Origin of the sequence: Paenibacillus mesotrionivorans, from assembly GCF_046098205.1 — a bacterium.
GTDB classification, from domain to species: Bacteria; Bacillota; Bacilli; order Paenibacillales; family NBRC-103111; genus Paenibacillus_AR; species Paenibacillus_AR mesotrionivorans.
Genome location: NZ_JBJURJ010000023.1, coordinates 1 through 19,485, shown reverse-complemented (window position 1 = coordinate 19,485; position 19,485 = coordinate 1). Strand labels below are relative to the sequence as shown.

Sequence of the window (19,485 nt, the reverse complement as noted above, 5' to 3'; positions counted from 1 at the left end):
CGGCAATAGTCTGCCGAAGGAGCCGTTGGGCATGAAGACCCGGCACTATGGCTGCAACGGAGTGTGGACAATGATGGAGCATTTGCGGCGCAGGGCAGCCGGCACGAGGCTGCTTTCCCGGCTTACCTATCCCATTTTTTTGCTGATCGTCACATTCATTGCTTTGTTCTCTACGGCTGCCAGCTATATGATGATCCGGGTGCAAAATGACCATAGCCTGAAGATGGCGGAGCAATCCCTGCAGTTTGTTTACCGGAACATCCGGTACCAATTTGATACCATGGATAATCTGGCTGCTTTTGTGCTGAACAATCCTGCCCTTGACAGTCTGCTGAAGCCCAGTGTCCGGGAGGCCTACGAGGCCATTAATGATTATTACACGCTTCAGTTGAACCTGGAGAATATGTCCCTATTATCGCTGTTGAATGACTTCGGGTCCGCCCAATCGGTCAAGCAATCCTATGTGGTCAGTATGGCTCTGGAGCCGGAAAGCGGGCTGTATGCCCTGGCTCCCGAAGCCTTTTACCCGGTAACCGGTATCTTCAAAAGTGAAGGCCTGGACACACGGGACTGGTATAGCCGTTTGAAGCAAGGAGACAGCTCTACGGTCTGGTGGGGGGAGAAAACCAATGTTCTAAGCGGCACTATGATCTATTCGGCTAGAAAAAAGGGAAACCTTAGCGGCGGCCGCAGCATCGGTACGGTGATTATCGGGGCCGACACGGGCAGTATCAAGGGAGTATTCGAGAACGCTCCCTTAGAGGAGGGGTATCATCTGCTCCTGGATGAAGGCGGCAGGGTGATCTACAGCGAGCAGTATGGCTTTCTGGAGGATCTGTCTGCGATGCCGTATATGGAGCTGCTGAAGGGGAAAGCGGGTACGGCGCTGGTGAAACTGAACAGGGAGCAGCACCGGATGATGTACGAAACCATGGAGAATGGCTGGCGGCTCCTGGCAGTGGTGCCGGAGCGCCATTTGAGCCGGTATACCTATTTCATCGCAGCTCTGGGGGCCGCAACTGCGGTTGCCGCATCCTTTATTGCCGCCTATCTGCTGCGGAAGATTGTGGTAAGGGTAACCGTTCCCATCACCAAGCTAGTCCATGCCATGCAGCGCCCGGAGGTGGTGGATTTTAAGGAGCCGCTGCCCTGCCATCATACGGGAATCTACGAGGTGGATGAGCTGAACCAGCAATTTGCGGGGATGCTGGTCACCATTCACCGCCTCATCGAACGCTCCTTTACGGAGGAGATAGAGCGTAAGCAGCTTCAGTTGGAGCTGCTGCAGGCGCAGATTAATCCCCATTTTTTGTACAACACACTGGATTTGATCAATTGCCGGGCTATTCTGGCGGGTGACCGGGAAACCAGCCGGATTGTGCTTTCCTTGGCCGATGTATTCCGTTATGGACTGAACCAGGGACAAACCTGGATTTCCCTGGAGGATGAAATCAAGCAGGCGGAGGCGTATCTCCATATCCAATCCATGATGCTGGAGCAGCTTGCCGTGGTGACAGATGTCCCCCGGGAGCTGACGGGCGCACGGATCGTCCATCTGATCCTCCAGCCTTTGGCGGAAAATGCTGTAAAACACGGATTTGCCTTCCGCCGGGAGGAGTGCCTCATCCATATTGCCGCAAGGACCGAGGGGCAGGCCCTGATTCTGCGGGTGACGGACAATGGCCGCGGCTGTGATCCCGGGGAGCTGAACAGGCTGCTGCGGCAGCCGCCCAAGGAACCGGGCCAAAGGCAGGACGGAGGGGAGCGGGGGTATGGCATTCTTAATGTCCACCGCCGTATTCAATTGTATTGCGGGGAGGGATATGGTTTGCGGTATCTCGCCGCTGAACGTGGAACGGTTGTGGAGGCGGTCCTGCCTTATGATGCGGAACGGTCCGTTTTGACAGGAGGCTGCCATGTATAAGCTGTTGATTGCGGAGGATGTGAGGCTGATCCGCCTGACGTTGGAATGCTCCATCCCTTGGAGTGATCTGGGGATAGAGCTTTTGGGCAGTGCCGAGAACGGGGAGGAGGCATTGGTCCGGATGGAGCAGGAGGTCCCGGATCTCCTGCTGACGGATATCGGCATGCCGGGTATGAGCGGGCTGGAATTGATCGAAGCCGCCAGGGCCAGGTTCCCGGATATCAAATGCCTGATTCTGTCGGGATTGAATGAGTTCGAGCATGCCCGCCAAGCGATCAAGCTCCAGGTGCTGGAGTACGTGCTGAAGCCTCTGGATCCCTCCGAGCTGGAGGCGGCATTCGCCAGGGCGGTGGCGGAGCTCGACAAGGAGCGTTGGGAGCGCCGGGAGCTCGAGCTGGCCGGCCGGACAACGAAGGAGAAGCTGCCGCATCTCTCCGGAGCTCTCCAACCAGACGAATGGGCAGGCAGCCTGAAGAAGGTCAAGCTGGCGGAGCAGGCGCTGGAGGTAATGAACGTGGGCTTCCGCAAGCGGGATTTCGCTTTGTCGGATGTGGCCGCAGCCGTTGGATTAAGCGAGCGGTATTTGAATCGGCTTTTTAAAGAGGTGACCGGCACAACCATCAACCACATGATTATCCGGCTGCGGATGGAGGAGGCGGCCCGGCTGCTGAAGGATCCGCTGACGAAAATATACGAAATTTGTGACCGGATCGGCTATGCAGACCAGGACCATTTCCGGGAAAGCTTTAAGAAGCAATTCGGCTTGACGCCAACGGAATTCCGGAATACGTTTCTTTGACCCGTCGGAGCGGCAGCTCCCCAAACTTTACGTCTCGTCGGCGAGAACTGGTCCCCGGTTCAGCCGTTTTTGTTTTGGGCCAGGCGGATTATTCTACGGCCAGGGATAGACCTAACGGAAGTGAGAGCCTTTATTTGGCCGAAAAAAGGAGCTTTGGATTCCTAACGGAAGCCAGCGACCTTATTTGTGCTCCATTCGGGCCAAAACACCTCCCGATCCTCAAATAGCGGCTGTGGCCGCCGTTAGAATTTATAAAGGGTGATTTTGGGGCAAATAAAGGCTGCAGCTTCCGTTAGCAAACCTCCAAACAAACCGAAAGCAAATAATTTTCGAAAACTTGTAACCTTATTCCAGTTTTGTACGTCTCATTAAGTGTGGATCATTGCCTGTCCGGGCAGATGACCCGGGAATTTGAAAGAGGGAGAGTATAAGGATGGGGTGGTTGGCGAACCGAAAGCAAGCAAGAACCGGTCTGATCGACGAGCCGGAAAGGGAGAACACTACAGAGCCGGACGGGCAAGCCGAAACCGGCCAGAGCAATGACGCTCCCGAGGAGCGGAAGAAGGCCGGCAGGCTGAAGGGAATGGCCCTGAAGCTGCGTCCCGGCAAGGGCAAGCCCCAAACAGGCGATGCACCTGCACCGGCAGCCGCTTATGTGCCGGAGCCGCGGGAGGTTGTTGATCCCCTTCTCGTCATCTCGGGAGTGGTAAGGAGCTTTGACGTGGGGAGCAATAAGCTCCAGGTTTTGAAGGGCATCGATATGACCCTGCGGGCCAACAGTCTCATCATGCTGCGGGGGAGATCCGGCTCCGGCAAAACCACCCTGCTGAATTTGATGGGCGGGCTGGACCAGCCGGACGAAGGGGAAATTCTGTTTCAGGGCAAGCCGTTCCATACGTTGAATGATGAGAACCGCACCGAGGCCAGACGCAAGGAGATTGGCTTTATCTTTCAATCCTACGCGCTGCTTCCCCTCCTGTCAGCCTACGAGAATGTGGAGTTGTCGCTGCGAATGGCAGGCATTCCCCGGAGCGGCTGGAAAACCCGGGTGGAGCATTGTCTGGACCTGGTGGGATTGGCCAAACGGATGCACCACCGCCCCTTTGAATTGTCCGGCGGCGAGCAGCAGCGGGTGGCTATTGCCAAATCCATTGCCCACCGGCCTGTGCTGCTATTGGCGGATGAGCCCACTGCGGAGCTGGATTCCCAGATGGGCGCTCAGATTATGGCGGTCTTCCGGGAGATTATCCGGCAGGAGCAGGTGACCATCTGCATGACGACTCACGATCCAACAATAATGGAGGTTGCGGACCATGTTTACCAAATGGTTGACGGACGGATTCAGGGCTAGCGTCCGCAAGTCAGGTTTAGTTGCGGCGGCCGCGTTGCTGGCGGTCACCGCGTTGTCGGGCTGTGCTCTTTTGCCCAGCGAGGAAGTGGAGGAAGCCCTGCCCACCATCAACCCGCCCAAACTGTCCAAAAAACCGGAATACACCGTCAAAACCGAAACTCTGACCACCAAGGTACGGGGTTCGGGCAAGCTGATGTCCTCCCGGGAGGAGGATGTGTATTTCTCGGACGACGGCAAGCGGATTAAGGAAATCTATGTAAAAACCGGCGACCAGGTGGAGGCCGGACAGCTGATTGCGGAGCTGGATGTGGCTACTCTGGAGAGTGACTTGAGGCAAAAGAGGCTGCAGACCCGCAGCGAGGAGCTGAAGATGATCCAGCTGTTGCGGGACGCAGGCACCAAAACCGCCGAGGAGCTGGAGCAGGCCAAGATCGAGTTCGAGCTGAAGCGCAATGAGCTGGTGACGCTGGAGGAATCCATCGCCCGGGCGAAAATCACCGCCCCCATCTCCGGGGAGGTAGTGGGTGTTTATAAAGCCAAGGGGGATAACAGCAAGGCTTACGAGTCCATTGCAACGGTTGCCGACATGTCCCAGCTGACGGTGGTGGCGTCTATCTCCCAGGAGGACCTGAAGAAGGTGGCCTTGGGTATGGAGGTGACGGCGGATATCAACACGGCCGGCCAGCACAAGGGTACGGTCAAGCAGCTTCCCAATCCCAACAAAACCCAGAATCAGAACAACGGCGGCTACTATGGCGGCGGTTATTACAACGGCCAGGAGCGGCAGAAGGAAACCATCGACCAATATCTGGTGGTAGAGCTGGAGAAGATGCCGGAGCAGGTCTCCCGGGGAACCCAGCTTAGTGTGGAAATCGTTGTCCAGAAGAAGGAAAATGCCGTCACGATTCCGCCCTCCGCACTGCGGACCATAACCGGGCGCAACTATGTCCAGGTGGTGGATTCGTCGGGAGCCAAGCGGGAGGTTGACGTGGAGCTGGGCCTGCAGACCTCTACCAGCGTGGAGATTCTGAAGGGGCTTCAAGCCGGGCAGAAAGTTGTAGGTCGATAAATGATGGCCATGCTGCATTTTATTATGCGGAAAATGTGGAATACCCGGTGGCTTACGGTCAGCGCCTTGGTGGGGCTGATTGTGGCGGTGGCTTTTGTCACCAGCATTCCCATGTATTCCGACGGGGCGTTAAAGCGCGTCATCGCCAAGTCCCTGGAGGAGAAGGCCGGCGGTCTGCCCCCGGGCTCCCTGGTGCTGCGTTACCAGGCGGCGGGACAGGACAAGGCGGACTTCGCGGACGTGGAGGAGATTGACCGATACATAAGGGAGGACGTGGCCCAGGACATCGCGCTGCCCCAAGAGGTATATGCCAGCGTAATGTCCATCCGCAGCGCCCAGGTGACGCCGGTGGACCCGTCCAAAACCGATCCCAGCAAACGCAGGCAAATGACCGTCAGCGCCATGTCCGATCTGGACGCGCGCACTGAGCTCAGCCTTGGCCAAAAGCCCAAGGACACCATCCAGAACGGCGTGATTGAGGCGCTGGTGCTGGAGGAGGCCATGTTCCGCAGCGACCTTCACGTAGGGGATGAATTCACGTACCCCATCTCCGGCGGACAAGGGATTGCCCCGCTGAAGGTCAAGATTACAGGAGCTTTTAAGCCGTTGGATGAGGCAGATCCTTATTGGTTCCAGGGTTTTGAGGGGATGCTGAACACCCTGGTTGTGCCGGAGGGATTGTTCCGAACTGAGCTTCTCCAGAAGAAAAAAATCCAGCTTCATCAGGCAAACTGGTTCTATGCCTTCGATATGACCCAGATCAGCACCTCGCAGATCGGTCCTCTGGAGAAGAAGCTGGCCCGTCTGGACGTCACTCTGTACCAGAAGCTGAAGGACACGAAGGTGGATGTCACCTTCACCGATATGCTGCAGGAATTCCGCCGGGACAGCATCCAGCTGCAGGTGCTCCTGTTTACACTGGCGGCACCCATGCTGGGTATGGTGATGTACTATATCGTCATGAACGCCAGGCAATCCCTGGAACGTCAACGCAGCGATATAGCGGTGATCCGCTCCAGAGGGGGCAGCACCAAACAAATATTCATGCTGTATCTGCTGGAAAGCCTGATGCTGGGGCTGGCCGCTCTAATTGCCGGTCCGCTTCTGGGCTGGTTCATGGCCAAGAGCATCGGCTCCTCCAACGGGTTCCTGACCTTCGTCAACCGGCAGAACATCCCGGTGGGCTTTCATGGCACCACCATGATGTACGGTCTGGCGGCCGTGCTGCTGGCTATGGGCGCCACTCTGATCCCGGCCGTCCAGTATGCCCGCTCCTCCATTGTGGGGCTGAAGCAGGCGTTGGCCCGGGCGGATGCGAAGCCGGTTTGGCAGAAGTGGTTCCTGGATGTGATTCTGCTGGCGGTGTCCGGCTACGGCTGGTATATGTTCCGGGAGCATAAGCTTCTGTCGCAGCAGACGGGTCTTGGTTCGGACCAGTTGCAGGTGCATCCGCTGCTGTTTTTTGTGCCGGCGCTGACCATTTTTGCGCTGGGACTCCTGTTTTTGAGATTGTTCCCGCTGATTCTAAAAGCCGTCAACGGCATCGGCAAACGGTTCTTTCCCGTTTCCATCTACTTGACGCTGGCGCAGCTGTCGCGCTCCGCCCGATCCTATTACCCGCTGATGCTGCTGCTTACGCTGACGTTGGGTTTGGGAGTATACAATTCCTCGGCGGCCCGCACCATTGACCTTAATTCCACGGAGCGGACGCTGTACCAATACGGTACGGATGTGATAATCAGCACTGCGTGGGAATCTGTATCCGATGATCTGCCTGTTTACAATCCCGGTCAAAACCAGGGACAGCAGGGCGGCGGCGCCGGTTCAGGCGGCGGCGGGGGTTCTCAAGGCGGTGGTGGAGCTGGCACCGGCGGCGGTGGCGGCCAGGGAACTGGTGGCGGCGGCACCGGCGGTGGCACGGGCGGAGGTTCCGGCGGCAACCCGGGCACAGGCAATCCCGGAAGCGGGGGTCCCGAGCTCCCTACCAATATCCGGTATGTGGAGCCCCCTTATGCTGTGTTTAAGGAACTGCCGGGGGTCGAGCATACTGCCCGCGTTTTGCAGACCCGGGCCAATATCAGCGCTTCCGGCAAGTCACTCGGCGTTGTGAATTTAAACGCCATCGATAACGTGGATTTTGCGGATGTGGCGTGGATGCGGCGGGACTTGTTCCCGGCTCACCCTCATGCCTATCTGAATCTTCTCGGCAGCTACGAGCAAGCAGCCATTATTCCCGATAAATTCGCCGAGAAGAACCAGTTGAAGCCCGGCGACCTGATGAGCCTTTCCGTCAACCAGAAAAGCATGGAGCTGGTAGTGGTAGGTGTGCTGCCCTATTGGCCCAGCCAATACCCGGATGACCGGCCCTTTGTGATTACCAATCTGGAGTATATCTATGACCAGGGGGATACCATCCCCTATGATGTATGGATCAAGATGGAGGAAGGGGCCAAAACGGCTCCGCTGATCGAAAAGCTGCAAGAGGCCAAAATCGACGTCACCAGCATCAAGGATGTGCGCAGCGAGCTGGTCCGGGAGAGCAAACAGCCCACCAGGGGTGGCGTGTTCGGCATTCTCAGCCTGGGCTTCCTTGTATCCGTACTGGTGTCCCTCATCGGATACCTCCTGTATTGGTTCTTCAACCTCTCCAGCCGGGTGGTGCAGTTCGGTGTTCTGCGGGCCATGGGCCTCAAAAAACGCCAGCTCACCGGCATGCTCCTGCTGGAGCAGCTGTTTACGGCAGGGCTGTCCATTGTACTCGGCATCGGCATCGGCAAGCTGGCCAGCACCCTGTATCTGCCGTTTCTGCAAACGTCGGATGATGTGAAGAAGCAGGTCCCCCCCTTCCGGGTGGTATTCGAAGGACGGGATACCCTGCAGCTGTATCTGGTTACGGTCGTGATGATGGCGACGGGAGCCGTTCTGCTTCTGCTCCATATCCGCAGGCTGCGGGTTCATCAAGCAGTGAAGCTGGGGGAGGAGCGCTAACCGATGATTCAATGCGAGGGTTTGGTCAAAATTTACAAAACGGAGGATCTGGAGGTTGTGGCGCTCCATGGTCTGAACATCAATGTGCAGCCTGGCGAGCTGATGGCCATCATCGGCAACAGCGGCAGCGGCAAGTCAACGCTTCTCAACATCCTGGGCGGTCTGGACCGCCCCTCCGCAGGCCAGGTGCGTGTAGGCGAGTGGAATCTGCTGAAGATAACCGACGAGGAGCTGGTGGAGTACAAACGCCGCACTGTTGGTTTTATCTGGCAGAACAACGGACGCAACCTGCTGCCGTATCTGTCCGCCTTGGAGAATGTGGAAATGCCCATGATGCTGGGCGGCAAGGTGGACCGCGACTATGCCAAGCAGCTCCTGGAGGCTGTAGGTCTGGGAGCCCGGATGAACAACAAGCTGCATCAGCTCTCCGGCGGCGAGCAGCAGCGGGTAGCCATCGCCATCTCGCTGTGCAACCGGCCCAAGCTGCTGCTGGCGGATGAACCCACCGGCTCCGTAGACACGGAAACCTCGGATATGATTATGTCCATCTTCCGGCGGCTCAACAAGGATACGGGGGTCACCATCGTGATCGTTACCCATGATATGTCCTTGGCCAGCTCCGTGGACCGGGTGGTCGCCATCCGGGACGGCATGACCAGCACGGAGTTCGTGAAGCGGAACCCGGGTCTGGATGCCTCCGTTTCCGGCTTCAAGGGCTCCATCCGGGATGAGCATGAGGAATATGTGGTGTTGGACCGGGCGGGGCGGCTTCAGGTGCCCAAGGCTTATCTGGAGCAGTTGGGTATCGCCGGCAAAGCCTCCATGGAATTCGACGGCGAGAAGATTATTATCAAGGCCCCGCGCAAGCTGGGATAAAAAATTAATCCCCCAAAAGTGAAGCGAAGGCTTTGAAGCGGGTTCCGATACCTTTTGGGGGAGCCCCCGATAGAATCCCCCAAAAGTGAAGCGAAGCTTCGAAGTGAATTCCGATTACTTTTGGGGGAGCCCCCGGTAAAGAGATATTCAAAAGAGAGACCTTAAAAAAGGAAGGGAGAACAAACACATGAAGAAGTCTTGGATTGCCGCGGCGCTTTCGCTGACGATGGTGCTGCCGACTGTTGCAGCCTGTACCAAAGGGGATGCCGACGACAAGGACACGGAGCGGGTGCTTCGGGTTGCCGCCACTAGTGATAACGGGGAGGAAGGGGAATATTTCCGCCAGCAATTTACGGAGATCTTCGAATATGCCCATCCGAATATCAAGCTGGAGTTTGTGGAAGTGGTGGACAACAGCTCTATGCGCTACGGCGGATTTATTTCCCCTGAACAGCAAAAGGAGCAGCAGCCCAATCCGGTGGTGAAGCTGAAGGAGGTTATGCAGGCCGACAATCCGCCGGATATCGTCATGTTTAACCTGAATGAAATGCAGGATCTGCTGACGGATAACCTGCTGCAGCCCTTGGATCCCATGATCACCAAGGACAAATTTGACACCACGGATATCGCACCTATCGTGCTGGACGGTTTGAAGAGCGTCAGCCCGGACGGCAAGCTTTATGCGCTGTCCCCGACCTTCTCCTCGGCCGCTCTGGTATATAACAAGAAGGTTTTCGACGAGGCAGGCGCTCCTTATCCCGAAGACAATATGACCTGGGATCAGGTATTCGACCTGGCCCGCCGGGTGACCAACAAGGACTCCGCTAAGCGGGTTTATGGCTTCAGCTTCAACTCCCAAGGCTATATGGACTATATGAACATGATGTCCATCTACGCGTCTCCTATGGGGATGTCCATTTTTGACAAGGATGTAGATAAGCTGACTGTGGATTCGGATAACTGGGAAAAGGTTTGGAACACCTTGATCCAACTGGAGAAGGATAAAGTTATCCCCAGCCAGAACGATTATCAGGATGAGGTCTTCCAGCAATCCAAACAACCCAGTGCAGAGAAACCGTATGCCCATGACGATTTCTTGTCCAACCGTCTGGCCATGTCTGTCATGAACTATTATGACCTCTCGCGGATCGACAACGCCAATAAGAATGCAGCCAAGAACAACTTTACCCCTGTGGAATACAATGCGGTTACCCTTCCCAGCCATCCGGACCATCCGGGTGTGGTAGGCAGTGTCAGCCTGAACGGGATTATGGGCATCAACGCCAAGGCAGGCAATCCGAAGGATGCCTGGAGCTTCCTGAAGTTCATCAACGGCGAGGATTACGCCCGTGCCAAGGCCAAGAATAACTACCAGCTCTTGTCCCGCAAGTCTTACATCAAGGCTAAGGAAGGCTCGGATCTGAACATCAATGCCTTCATCAATGTGAAGCCGGCCCTCGAAACCATGAACGACATGTACAGCCTGTACCGGAAATATCCGAATATCTATGCGGTCTACAACGTAGCCCAAATGGAATATATGCAGGCGCTGCAAGGCACCAAATCTATCCGGGATGCGTTGAAATCCTGGCAAACCCGCGGGGATTCCATGCTGCAGCAGATGCGGGATAATCCCAACGGACCTCTCGATATGGGAGACGGCAGTACTATGGGAGCAGCTCGCGCTTGGTAAAAAGCTAATTACAATGAAGGGCGGACCGGCTTAGACCGGTTCGCCTTTATTTTGTGCCGCGGCTTCGCTTATAATGGATGAGACGTAGTCGGAACAAAGGAGCTGAATTCATAGATGGAACGGGTAGCGGATCAGACGGTTCAGGAATTGTTAAGCACCATCCTCCCCTGGTTTGACCGGGAGCATGCTTTTATATGCGACAGCGCAAGAACAGACTTGGGGGCGCGGCTAGCGGTGGCCTCCGCGCTTCTGGAGTCAGGCAAACAGCAGGAAGGGACGCTGCTGCTGAAGAGCATCGCTGCGTCAGACCCCACCGGGGACAGCGAGCAGGATGCGGCACGTATCCGCTCCCGGATGGAGATGGCGTATCTCCTGATGGACGAGATGAAGTATGATGAAGCGGAGAACCTGCTTTGGGAAGCCCGCAAGGAATACGCCCAGGTGCCGGAGCTGGAATTCCTGCGCGAGGAGATTTCTCTCCTGATCGCTCAATGCCGGTTTGGCCAAGGCTTTATTCTGGAGGCTGTGGAGCGGGCTGAGGAGATTCTCCATAAGCTGAACAGCCTTAACGCCGACAATACACGGTTGGCCAAGGTCTACCAGTACCTGGCTTGGTTCGAGCTGCATAAGACCGATGTGCCCCAGGCTCTTACCCATATGAAGAAGGCCATGGAGCTGGCGCCGGGGCTCGACCGGGAGATGGTGGATGCAGGCCTTGCGGCCGAAAAGAACAACGATTATGAGAAGGCGCTGGAGGCTTATTTCGACGCCATTCAATACGAATAATCTTATCGATAATAACTTTGTTCCCGCCCAAGGACACTTCTGCCCCTCCCCCTTCATAAGATAGAAGAGAAAGGGGAGATGGGTATGGAGGGAAGAGTTCACAGCAGGACAGTGAAAGAGGCGGCGGTGCAGCTTCTGGCGGAGCGCGGCGTCACTCTGGATAGTATCGCGGAAATTGTATACGAGCTGCAAGCTCCCTATCACCCCCACCTCAGCCAAGAGACCTGCCTGGACAGCGTCAAGCGGGTTTTGGAAAAACGCGAGCTGCTGCATGCCATCCTGGTTGGTGTGGAGCTTGATAAGCTGGCTGAACGGAAAGCCCTATCCGAACCTCTGCAATCTATTGTGGAGAAGGATGAGGGTTTGTTCGGCTGCGACGAAACGCTGGCTCTCGGAGCCGTATTCGCATACGGCAGCATTGCGGTAACCACCTTCGGTTTCCTGGATAAGTGCAAAACCGGCATCATCAAGAAGCTGGATTCCAAAACCGGCGGCCAGGTACATACCTTCCTGGATGATCTGGTGGCCAGCATCGCCTCCTCGGCGGCCAGCCGTTTGGCCCACCGCTTACGGGATGTGGAGGAAGCGGACGCAGGCAGCTTGGTTACCCTGGCGGAGGAGCATGAGGAAGCGCCGTAATTCCTGCTTGGTAGTCCGGAAACCGACCCTGCCCCCCGCCCCCGATGCCTTCCGTTTGCAGCGGAGGGCATTTTTATATGAGAGAGGGCCGAGTGGGGTGGGGCAGATGAGGATATGGGGAGTAGGTCTGAGTGAGGCGGATGGGAGTTTGTCTGAGTGAGGCGGATGGGAGTGGGTCTGTGTGGGCCGAAGGGCTGCAACGGAACTTAGCGACTCTTAGAGGCAGAAAATCGGGTGTTTGGAGTTTTAACGGAACTGAGAGCTCCTTAGACGGAAAAAATGGAGAGAAATGTAGCCGGAGCGTGCTCTAAGAGCCTCTCAGTTCCGTTAGCCGTGAAAGAAGCCGCAAAAGTCGCTCTAAGAGCTGCTCAGTTCCGTTACACTCTTGTACACACCGTTCCAAACAGAGCTACACCCACCGTCCCACACAGAGCTGTACCCACCGCCACACACCGTCCCACACAGAGCTGCACCCTCTGCCTCACTCTCAGCGGCTTCAACAGTAGAGATACGGGAATGGATTTCCCGACAAAATGGATATGCTAAGAATACCAACCATTACTGACAGGAGGCGGAGCCATTGAATTGGGTGTATTGGGCCAAGTTGTACGAAAGCAAATTCCAAGCCGGCTGCCTGGCCAAACGGATGGAGGAGGATTGGTGGATTTACGGGTATGAGTGCCCGCAATTCGTGGAGATTTACCGCTCCACCAAAGGACGCTTCGGTGTCCGGTACCGCTTGATGGAATAAGCGGCTTCGTACAGACCCGCGGCGGACGCGGGGCTTTTTTGCGAAAAAAAGCCTTGACTGGACAACCGCAATTCTGGTATATTTACATTTGTCGCCATAAGCGGCAACAGATACGCAATTTCCTTAACGACGCGGGGTGGAGCAGCCCGGTAGCTCGTCGGGCTCATAACCCGAAGGCCGCAGGTTCAAATCCTGCCCCCGCAATATTTTTTTGTTCGGGCCCTTAGCTCAGTTGGTTAGAGCGGTCGGCTCATAACCGATTGGTCGCAGGTTCGAGTCCTGCAGGGCCCATAGATGAACAACCCCTTGCCACTTGCGCAAGGGGTTATTTGTTGTTTCGGGTAGTTTTTTTGTGAAGCCTAATGGAGATGGGGAATCACCTAATTGAGCTTGCTCTCAGGCTCTTCACCACGTTCTACACGTTTTATATTGTTGATAAAGAAATCATATCTTTTTTTGTGGAATTTCCGGCCATCCGGCATTCCGGCTGTATGGGGAGTCAGGATCACATTATGCAGATTCCGAAGCTCACTGTCTATAGGAAGTGGTTCAGATTCAAATACGTCCAGACAGGCGCCAGCAATATCCCCGTTTGTTAAGGCCTCAATCAAGTCTTGTTCGTTGACAACCCCGCCGCGGGCTGTATTGATAAAAAGAGCGGTTTTCTTCATTTTCTGGAATACTGATTTGTTAATCAGTTGCTTGGTTTGCTGAGTCAAGGGGACATGTACACTGATAATGTCCGATGTGCTGACAAGCGTATCGAAATCCGTCATTCTCACGAAATCATCCGCTCCTACAACGGGATTTCGCTTATAAGCCAGTACATTCATATCAAACACCCGGCAAAATGTAGCTACTTTATTGCCGATGGCGCCTAAACCTATGATCCCAATGGTTTTGCCCTCTAACTCACTCCCGGTATAGTCCAATTGGTTTTCATCCATCCTGTTTTTCATGAAGGCATCAAAAAACGGGATGTTTTTATAATAAGACAAGATCAGTGCCATAACGTGCTCGGCCACTGCCTGTGCATTCACTCCTGCCGCATTGGCCACCCAAATGCCGCGTTGTGTACAGGCAGGAATATCCACATTATCAAATCCTGCACCCGTCTGCACCAATTTCAAATTTTTAGCGATAGAAAGCAGGCTGTGATCCACTTTAATATGTTCAGGAATAATGACCTGGCAATCTTCAACATGGTGCAGCATTTCTTTTCCGGGAGGAACAATGACAACGTTCCAGTTTTGCGGAAAATAGCGGACAATATTTGATTTGGAGCTCTCATTAAAATGACCCACGATGAGAATCTTCATTGCTGAACCACCTTTCGTTGCGGTATGTCTTGATTCATGATAATTTTAGACATAAAGAATAATGTTGTAAAACTCAATTATTTGCAGAAGTATATTAAGTATTTCTATATATCGAGGAGCTGTTCTATGTATTTTCCCGGGATTGAAGCGTTCCTGGCTATCGTACGGACCCAGAGTATAAGCAAGGCGGCAGACTGGCTGCATCTGTCACAAGCGACGGTTAGCTACCGGTTAAAGACGTTGGAGCAGGAAATGGGCGGCCTTTTGGTTGAACGGAGAAAAGGGGCATCCAGAATCAGTCTGACCCCTAAAGGGGAGAACTTTTTTAGCATTGCGGAACGATGGGAGGCTCTCTCCAGGGAAACACAAATCTTACAGGCTAGCGGTTCGCAGTTAAGCTTGGCCATAAGCGCAGCCGAAAGCATAAGTCACTTTGTGCTGCCTCCTGTCTATAAAATGCTTAATCAGCATACCCCGCTAATTCGATTGCAAATTCGTACGCAGCATACTCAGGAAGCATTCGATAGTATTGAGCGGCGTGAAATGGATGTGGCGTTTGTGGTGCGGGAAATCGTGTCGCCCAGTGTTACGGTTAAACCGTTTTTTACGGAGGAAATGGTGCTGCTGCGCTTGGCTGTGCCAGGGCGGAAGGCTGGAGATACGGTGGAAATGGAAGAATTGGCGGCACAGCACGAAGTTTTCATCAATTGGAACAGAGAGTTTCAATTCCGGCATGACCAATGGTGGGATCCTCTTTGCCCGTCCCGTGTTCATCTGGATACAGCGGGACTTATCACTACTTTTTTGAATGACGCCAAACAATGGACCATCGTGCCCGCTTCGATTGGTGAACATATGATGCGGATGGGAGATTTTGTGCTTCAGAAGCTATCGGTACCGGTGCCTCCGAGAATATGCTATAAGGTAACGCATAAGTTTCCAAACCAGGCTTTACACGAGCCCCTTCGTATTCTGGATACCTACCTGCAAGATATATTCGGAAGCTAATGATCCGGCAGGCCGGCATACGGGGAAGATCCACACAATGCATGGAGGAACTTTTTGACTATCACCTGCGTCTGTATATATGGTTTACACTCAATTAACAAAAGCGGGTGACCTATTATGATTGGTTGCAAAAAAAGCATATTGGCCGTTTTGCTGGCTTTTGTACTCGCGCTGCCTCTGATGCCACTTTCTCCAGTGGAGGCGGCGTCCTCTGTCCGGGTCAATCTACCCTATTTCCCTGTCAAAATCAACGGACAAACGATGGACCAGACACACAGCGAATACCCCTTTCTTTATTACAAGGATGTGACGTATCTTCCTCTGACCTGGAATAATCTGCAGGCTCTTGGGCTTCGGTATGGTTGGAGCGAGGAAGAGGGGCTGCAGGTGTCTTCTAATCGGGATTATCCGCCCCCTGTGGTGGAAACACTGCTTGTCCAGGATCTGATGGAGGCAACCAATTCCGGGCGCGTTTATACCGCTCAGTTGGCGCAGGGACCTATCCGTATTGGCGCAGCCTCCATTGACAATTTGAATGAGCCGTATCCCTTTCTGATGTTCAGGGATGTCACCTACATGCCTCTTACCTGGCACTTCGTCCATGATCTGCTGCAGTTGGATATTCGCTGGAGTGAAGGGGAAGGGCTGCATCTGATCGGCGGGCAGCATGTGCTGGGACCCGTGGTCGGCGAGGATGACGAGGCGCTGTATTTTCAATCCATGTATTATGCTGACCCCCAAAAAAGAATGATCCGGATGGATAAAACGGATTTCGGGCTTCAATGGAAGAGCGAAAAGGAAGGGGATGTCCTGAGGACCGCTTTGTCTTCCAGAGATGTCCCTTACACCGGCAAACCTGCGAAGCTGCTGAAAAAGGACCGGGAGCTGTATTATGGCGATGTGAAAATCTATACCTTTACGGATAACGACCTTCAAGAATTAGTCACATGGGGGGCTCCTGTCCACACCTACAAGGAGTATGCGGCAGGTGAGGATGCGGTGATCATCACCGTCAATCTGAGAATCTCCATAGCGGTGATTGGACCGAATTATGGCACCACCTACACCTTTTTGGTCCGCCATGGCCAAGCTACTATGCTCGAAGAATTCAAGAACCAACGGTTGGGCAGGGTAATCCCCAATTCGGACGGTACCGTATGGATTGCCTCCGATCGGTTGCCAAGCCGATCTGCATATATATCAGGCAGTGCCCGTTTGGGTCTGCTGGATGCGGATGGAAATTTACGCATGGTAAATGAGCTGTTAGGTGGAGCGGACGTTCTGACACTAGGGTTGAATAATCCGATGCTGGACAATCCGGTAGATCAGAATGGCAGCCTCCACATAGCGGTTTATGGAGACTATGCCCCCAATACCCGTGACCAACCAGTTGAGGGTGTGTATACCATCAATACGAAGCTGGAAACGACCCTTATTTCCAATCAGACGCAGGGGGATTTCTATTTGGACCGGAACCGGACCCTCTTTGTCCTGCACGGCAATAACACGTTAGAGAATCTGAATACAGGGGAAACCCGCACCTGGTTTGACTACGATCTGATCGGTATGAAATAAGGAGGATGCAAATTGTACTATTCAACGACCTATCTTTCACCTGTCGGTACCATTACGCTTGCGAGTAAGGATGGCCATCTTGTTGGGATATGGAATGAAGGGCAAAAATATCATGGTTCCGGTCTTGCCGCGTCAATGACGGAAAAGGACGATATGCCGGTATTTGACGCTGCAAAAAGATGGCTGGATCACTATTTCGCAGGAAAGAAACCCGCCATTTCCGAATTGCCGCTGAGTCCTATTGGAGGGGAATTCAGGCAGCACGTATGGAGGATTCTATGTGAAATTCCCTATGGGCAGGTCATCACCTATGGGGAGATTGCACAAAAGGTTGCCGCTAAATTGAACAAAACAACCATGTCCAGCCAAGCGGTAGGCGGGGCAGTCGGGCATAATCCTATCTCTATCGTGATTCCGTGTCACCGGGTTGTAGGGACCAACGGCAGCTTAACAGGGTATGCCGGAGGGATAGGCACAAAGGTGAAACTGCTTGAGCTGGAGGGCGTGGATATGTCCCGGTTGTTTGTCCCCACAAAAGGTACAGCGCTATAACATAAAACACATAAAACATAACCAAAAGCCCCCATTCACTGCGAATAGGGGCTTTCTTTTATGAGGTTAGCCGGTGCGGAGATAAAGATTACCCCAGCACCTCCTGAATTCTCACATCGAACACCTTGCTCAGGTCCATAAACTCGTCATTCTCCAGCACGATTAAGGGCTGTGTGGGATAATTCACATTGGTCAGCAGGATTTTGCCGCGGCGGCCGTCGGAGAGGATCACGTCGCAGCCGGTTTGCCGGACTAGGATAAGATCCAGGAAGGTAATGCCGATGACCGAGTCCAGCTTGTTGCGGAGAATTTGCTGATGAATCTCTTCGACTGCATCAAAAAAGGTGAACGCCGGCCGGTGGGGGCGGTCCGAGGTTAAGGCCATGTACACGTCGGCCAAGGCGATAATCTTGCTGAAGCGGCTGATCTGATCCCCCGTGAGTGAGTTGGGGTAGCCGCTGCCGTCCTCCCGCTCGTGATGCTCCAGGGCCACAGCGGCAATCCGCGGATCCACACCGGACTTGGATAACAGCTCATGACCCAGCACGGTGTGCTGCTTCATGATGGCATAGTCATGGGTGTCGAATCGGGCGGTTTTATTAATGAGAGAGGAAGGCAGCTGGACGGAGCCGATATCATACAGAATGGCCGCGGTGGACAGAAGGGCCAGCTCCTCCTCATCCATCTGTAGCCGTTTGCCCAGGGCGGTTGCCATAACGGCTACACCGAGAATCTGCTTGTACCGGTAATCTCCCTGGTCCTTCAGCTCAGAGAATACCTGGAACATATTGTACCGCATAGCCGTTTCCCGGATATACGGCAAGATCTTTTCCTCCACCTGTTCCAAGGGGACGATGCTGTTCTGGTGCACGAAGAAGTCGATGTGGTTCAGATGCTCCCCCGCCAGCCTCGCTTTTTCCCGGGTGTCAGCCGCACTCCCGCCGCTAACCTCACGGGCTTCTCTTTCCGTTGTTAATTCCGGTTCAGACTCTGTCTCTGTCTCCGGCTCTTGCACCTCCACTGCTTCCACATCCGAAGCTTTGATTTTGAAATTGGCCAGCTTCTCGATATGGCTTGGCAGGAGTATAGTCCCTTCGCCGATCAGCATTGTTCCTTTGGCACCGTAAATACTCGCTGTCAGTCGTTTCCCGATTAACTCTTCATACTCTTTGGCCGGCATGAAAGCATACCTCCCGAGGTCTTATGATTTTTGGCATATAAATCCGGGATTTCCGATACGTGCTGCGCATAAAAGCATGAAAAATTTTCGGTAAAACAGGCGGTTTTCATTAGTCGAAAAGCAAAAATGAATCGGGAGTAGCATACGCCTCCTGCCCCGGAAGCGGTTTTCCCATGAGAATGGCACTATATGCCGGTGCGGCCTGGGTATTTCTCCCCCTAGGGAAAAAGCCCCCGCTGCTTAGGGGACAGGAGCATATCTATTAAATTGCCAGCAAAAGCTGTAAAATATCCGACCGGCATTTCATCAGCTCGGGCAGCTTGATCCATAAAGCCCTCATACAGATTGGTGCAGAGCATCGGCTTGGTGGACAGCACAATAATGAAGACGGAGGGCAGATCGGTAAGCCCGAACCAGATAATCGCGATGCCCAGCCAAGCAATGGGCGGGATGGACTGCATCATATCCACCACCGGCTCTACATACGGCTTCCAGCGGGGACGCAGGCCAATGGCCAGCCCCAGTCCGCCGCCCGCGAGAAGCACACAAACCATACTGACGGCAAGCTTCAGCAGTGTCCGGTAGAGGGCATGATAGAAGCTGGCATCCCCCAGATAGGCGGCAGCGGCCTTCAATGTGTCCAGCGGGCCGGGGCGAATACGGGTATAGTAAAAAATCTAGCTAAGATGAACGTAAACAAAGGGCAGCCCTCCAAATTGCTACTGTCGTAGGTTAAAATGGAAAGTGACCACCACCCATTTCAGAGCTACATAGCAAAGGAGAGCTGTTACTATGCATTCTACCACAAAATTTATCGGTTTGGATGTCTCGAAAGATACCATCGCCGTCGCCATTGCTGAAGTCGGCCAAGAAGCTCCCCGGTATTATGGAAGTATTCCGCATACGCCTGCTGCGTTACGAAAACTCATCCGTGCTCTGGGCTCCGTCGAAACCCTTTCTTTTTGTTATGAGGCG

General features: G+C 54.1%; 16 protein-coding genes, 2 tRNA genes and 1 pseudogene. 16 read left to right on the top strand and 3 right to left on the bottom strand.

The genetic code is table 11. From position 1 onward, the window contains the following. Positions 1-31 precede the first annotated feature (31 nt). The 12 genes from ACI1P1_RS26540 (at position 32) to ACI1P1_RS26485 (ending at position 13,167) form a co-directional block, all read left to right on the top strand. Positions 32-1,924 carry a cache domain-containing sensor histidine kinase gene (locus ACI1P1_RS26540; protein WP_416219541.1) on the top strand — a complete coding sequence of 631 codons (1,893 nt, stop codon included), beginning with the start codon at positions 32-34 and terminating at the stop codon, positions 1,922-1,924. After that, complete coding sequence (locus ACI1P1_RS26535; RefSeq protein ID WP_416219540.1) at positions 1,917-2,723, top strand: response regulator transcription factor; 807 nt, start codon at positions 1,917-1,919, stop codon at positions 2,721-2,723. Before ACI1P1_RS26540 ends, ACI1P1_RS26535 begins: the two co-directional genes overlap by 8 nt. A gap of 433 nt (positions 2,724-3,156) precedes the next feature. Next, a complete protein-coding gene (locus ACI1P1_RS26530) occupies positions 3,157-4,074 on the top strand; it encodes an ABC transporter ATP-binding protein (protein ID WP_416219539.1) in 918 nt (305 codons plus the stop codon). Next, positions 4,037-5,143, top strand: a complete 1,107-nt coding sequence (locus ACI1P1_RS26525) for an efflux RND transporter periplasmic adaptor subunit (RefSeq protein ID WP_416219538.1) — start codon at positions 4,037-4,039, stop codon at positions 5,141-5,143. Before ACI1P1_RS26530 ends, ACI1P1_RS26525 begins: the two co-directional genes overlap by 38 nt. 3 nt (positions 5,144-5,146) lie before the next feature. Further along, positions 5,147-8,131 carry an ABC transporter permease gene (locus ACI1P1_RS26520; protein WP_416219613.1) on the top strand — a complete coding sequence of 995 codons (2,985 nt, stop codon included), beginning with the start codon at positions 5,147-5,149 and terminating at the stop codon, positions 8,129-8,131. A gap of 3 nt (positions 8,132-8,134) precedes the next feature. Beyond that, positions 8,135-9,007: an ABC transporter ATP-binding protein gene (locus ACI1P1_RS26515; RefSeq protein WP_416219537.1), complete on the top strand. Its 873-nt coding sequence runs from the start codon at positions 8,135-8,137 to the stop codon at positions 9,005-9,007. Positions 9,008-9,194: 187 nt separating this feature from the next. Further along, entirely contained in the window at positions 9,195-10,700 is a 1,506-nt protein-coding gene (locus tag ACI1P1_RS26510) for an ABC transporter substrate-binding protein (protein WP_416219536.1), read from the top strand. Between the two features lie 114 nt (positions 10,701-10,814). Beyond that, entirely contained in the window at positions 10,815-11,486 is a 672-nt protein-coding gene (locus ACI1P1_RS26505; RefSeq protein WP_416219535.1) for a tetratricopeptide repeat protein, read from the top strand. An 84-nt stretch (positions 11,487-11,570) separates the two neighbouring features. After that, positions 11,571-12,125 carry a phosphatidylglycerophosphatase A family protein gene (locus ACI1P1_RS26500; RefSeq protein ID WP_416219534.1) on the top strand — a complete coding sequence of 185 codons (555 nt, stop codon included), beginning with the start codon at positions 11,571-11,573 and terminating at the stop codon, positions 12,123-12,125. Positions 12,126-12,705: 580 nt separating this feature from the next. Next, on the top strand, positions 12,706-12,876 hold the full coding sequence (locus ACI1P1_RS26495; RefSeq protein ID WP_416219533.1) for a hypothetical protein: 171 nt from the start codon (positions 12,706-12,708) through the stop codon (positions 12,874-12,876). A gap of 130 nt (positions 12,877-13,006) precedes the next feature. Next, positions 13,007-13,080 (top strand) — tRNA-Met (locus tag ACI1P1_RS26490). A 13-nt stretch (positions 13,081-13,093) separates the two neighbouring features. Next, positions 13,094-13,167: transfer RNA gene (locus ACI1P1_RS26485), tRNA-Ile, on the top strand. Positions 13,168-13,256: 89 nt separating this feature from the next. Here ACI1P1_RS26485 and ACI1P1_RS26480 read toward each other — a convergent pair. Next, the gene (locus tag ACI1P1_RS26480; protein ID WP_416219532.1) at positions 13,257-14,195 is read right to left on the bottom strand and encodes an NAD(P)-dependent oxidoreductase; all 939 of its coding nucleotides are present in this window, start codon (positions 14,193-14,195) and stop codon (positions 13,257-13,259) included. A 36-nt stretch (positions 14,196-14,231) separates the two neighbouring features. On the opposite strand from ACI1P1_RS26480, the gene ACI1P1_RS26475 reads away from it, so the two are divergent. The 3 genes from ACI1P1_RS26475 (at position 14,232) to ACI1P1_RS26465 (ending at position 17,330) form a co-directional block, all read left to right on the top strand. Continuing rightward, a complete protein-coding gene (locus tag ACI1P1_RS26475) occupies positions 14,232-15,203 on the top strand; it encodes a LysR family transcriptional regulator (protein WP_416219530.1) in 972 nt (323 codons plus the stop codon). 117 nt (positions 15,204-15,320) lie between these two features. Beyond that, a complete protein-coding gene (locus tag ACI1P1_RS26470) occupies positions 15,321-16,778 on the top strand; it encodes a hypothetical protein (protein ID WP_416219528.1) in 1,458 nt (485 codons plus the stop codon). A 12-nt stretch (positions 16,779-16,790) separates the two neighbouring features. Beyond that, entirely contained in the window at positions 16,791-17,330 is a 540-nt protein-coding gene (locus ACI1P1_RS26465; protein WP_416219527.1) for a methylated-DNA--[protein]-cysteine S-methyltransferase, read from the top strand. Between the two features lie 88 nt (positions 17,331-17,418). Here the strand turns inward: ACI1P1_RS26465 and ACI1P1_RS26460 are convergent, their stop codons facing one another. Then, on the bottom strand, positions 17,419-18,510 hold the full coding sequence (locus ACI1P1_RS26460) for an HD-GYP domain-containing protein (protein WP_416219526.1): 1,092 nt from the start codon (positions 18,508-18,510) through the stop codon (positions 17,419-17,421). A 218-nt stretch (positions 18,511-18,728) separates the two neighbouring features. Continuing rightward, complete coding sequence (locus tag ACI1P1_RS26455) at positions 18,729-19,145, bottom strand: hypothetical protein (RefSeq protein ID WP_416219525.1); 417 nt, start codon at positions 19,143-19,145, stop codon at positions 18,729-18,731. Between the two features lie 157 nt (positions 19,146-19,302). Here ACI1P1_RS26455 and ACI1P1_RS26450 point away from each other — a divergent pair. Next, positions 19,303-19,485, top strand: a pseudogene (locus ACI1P1_RS26450) (IS110 family RNA-guided transposase); the annotation flags it as partial.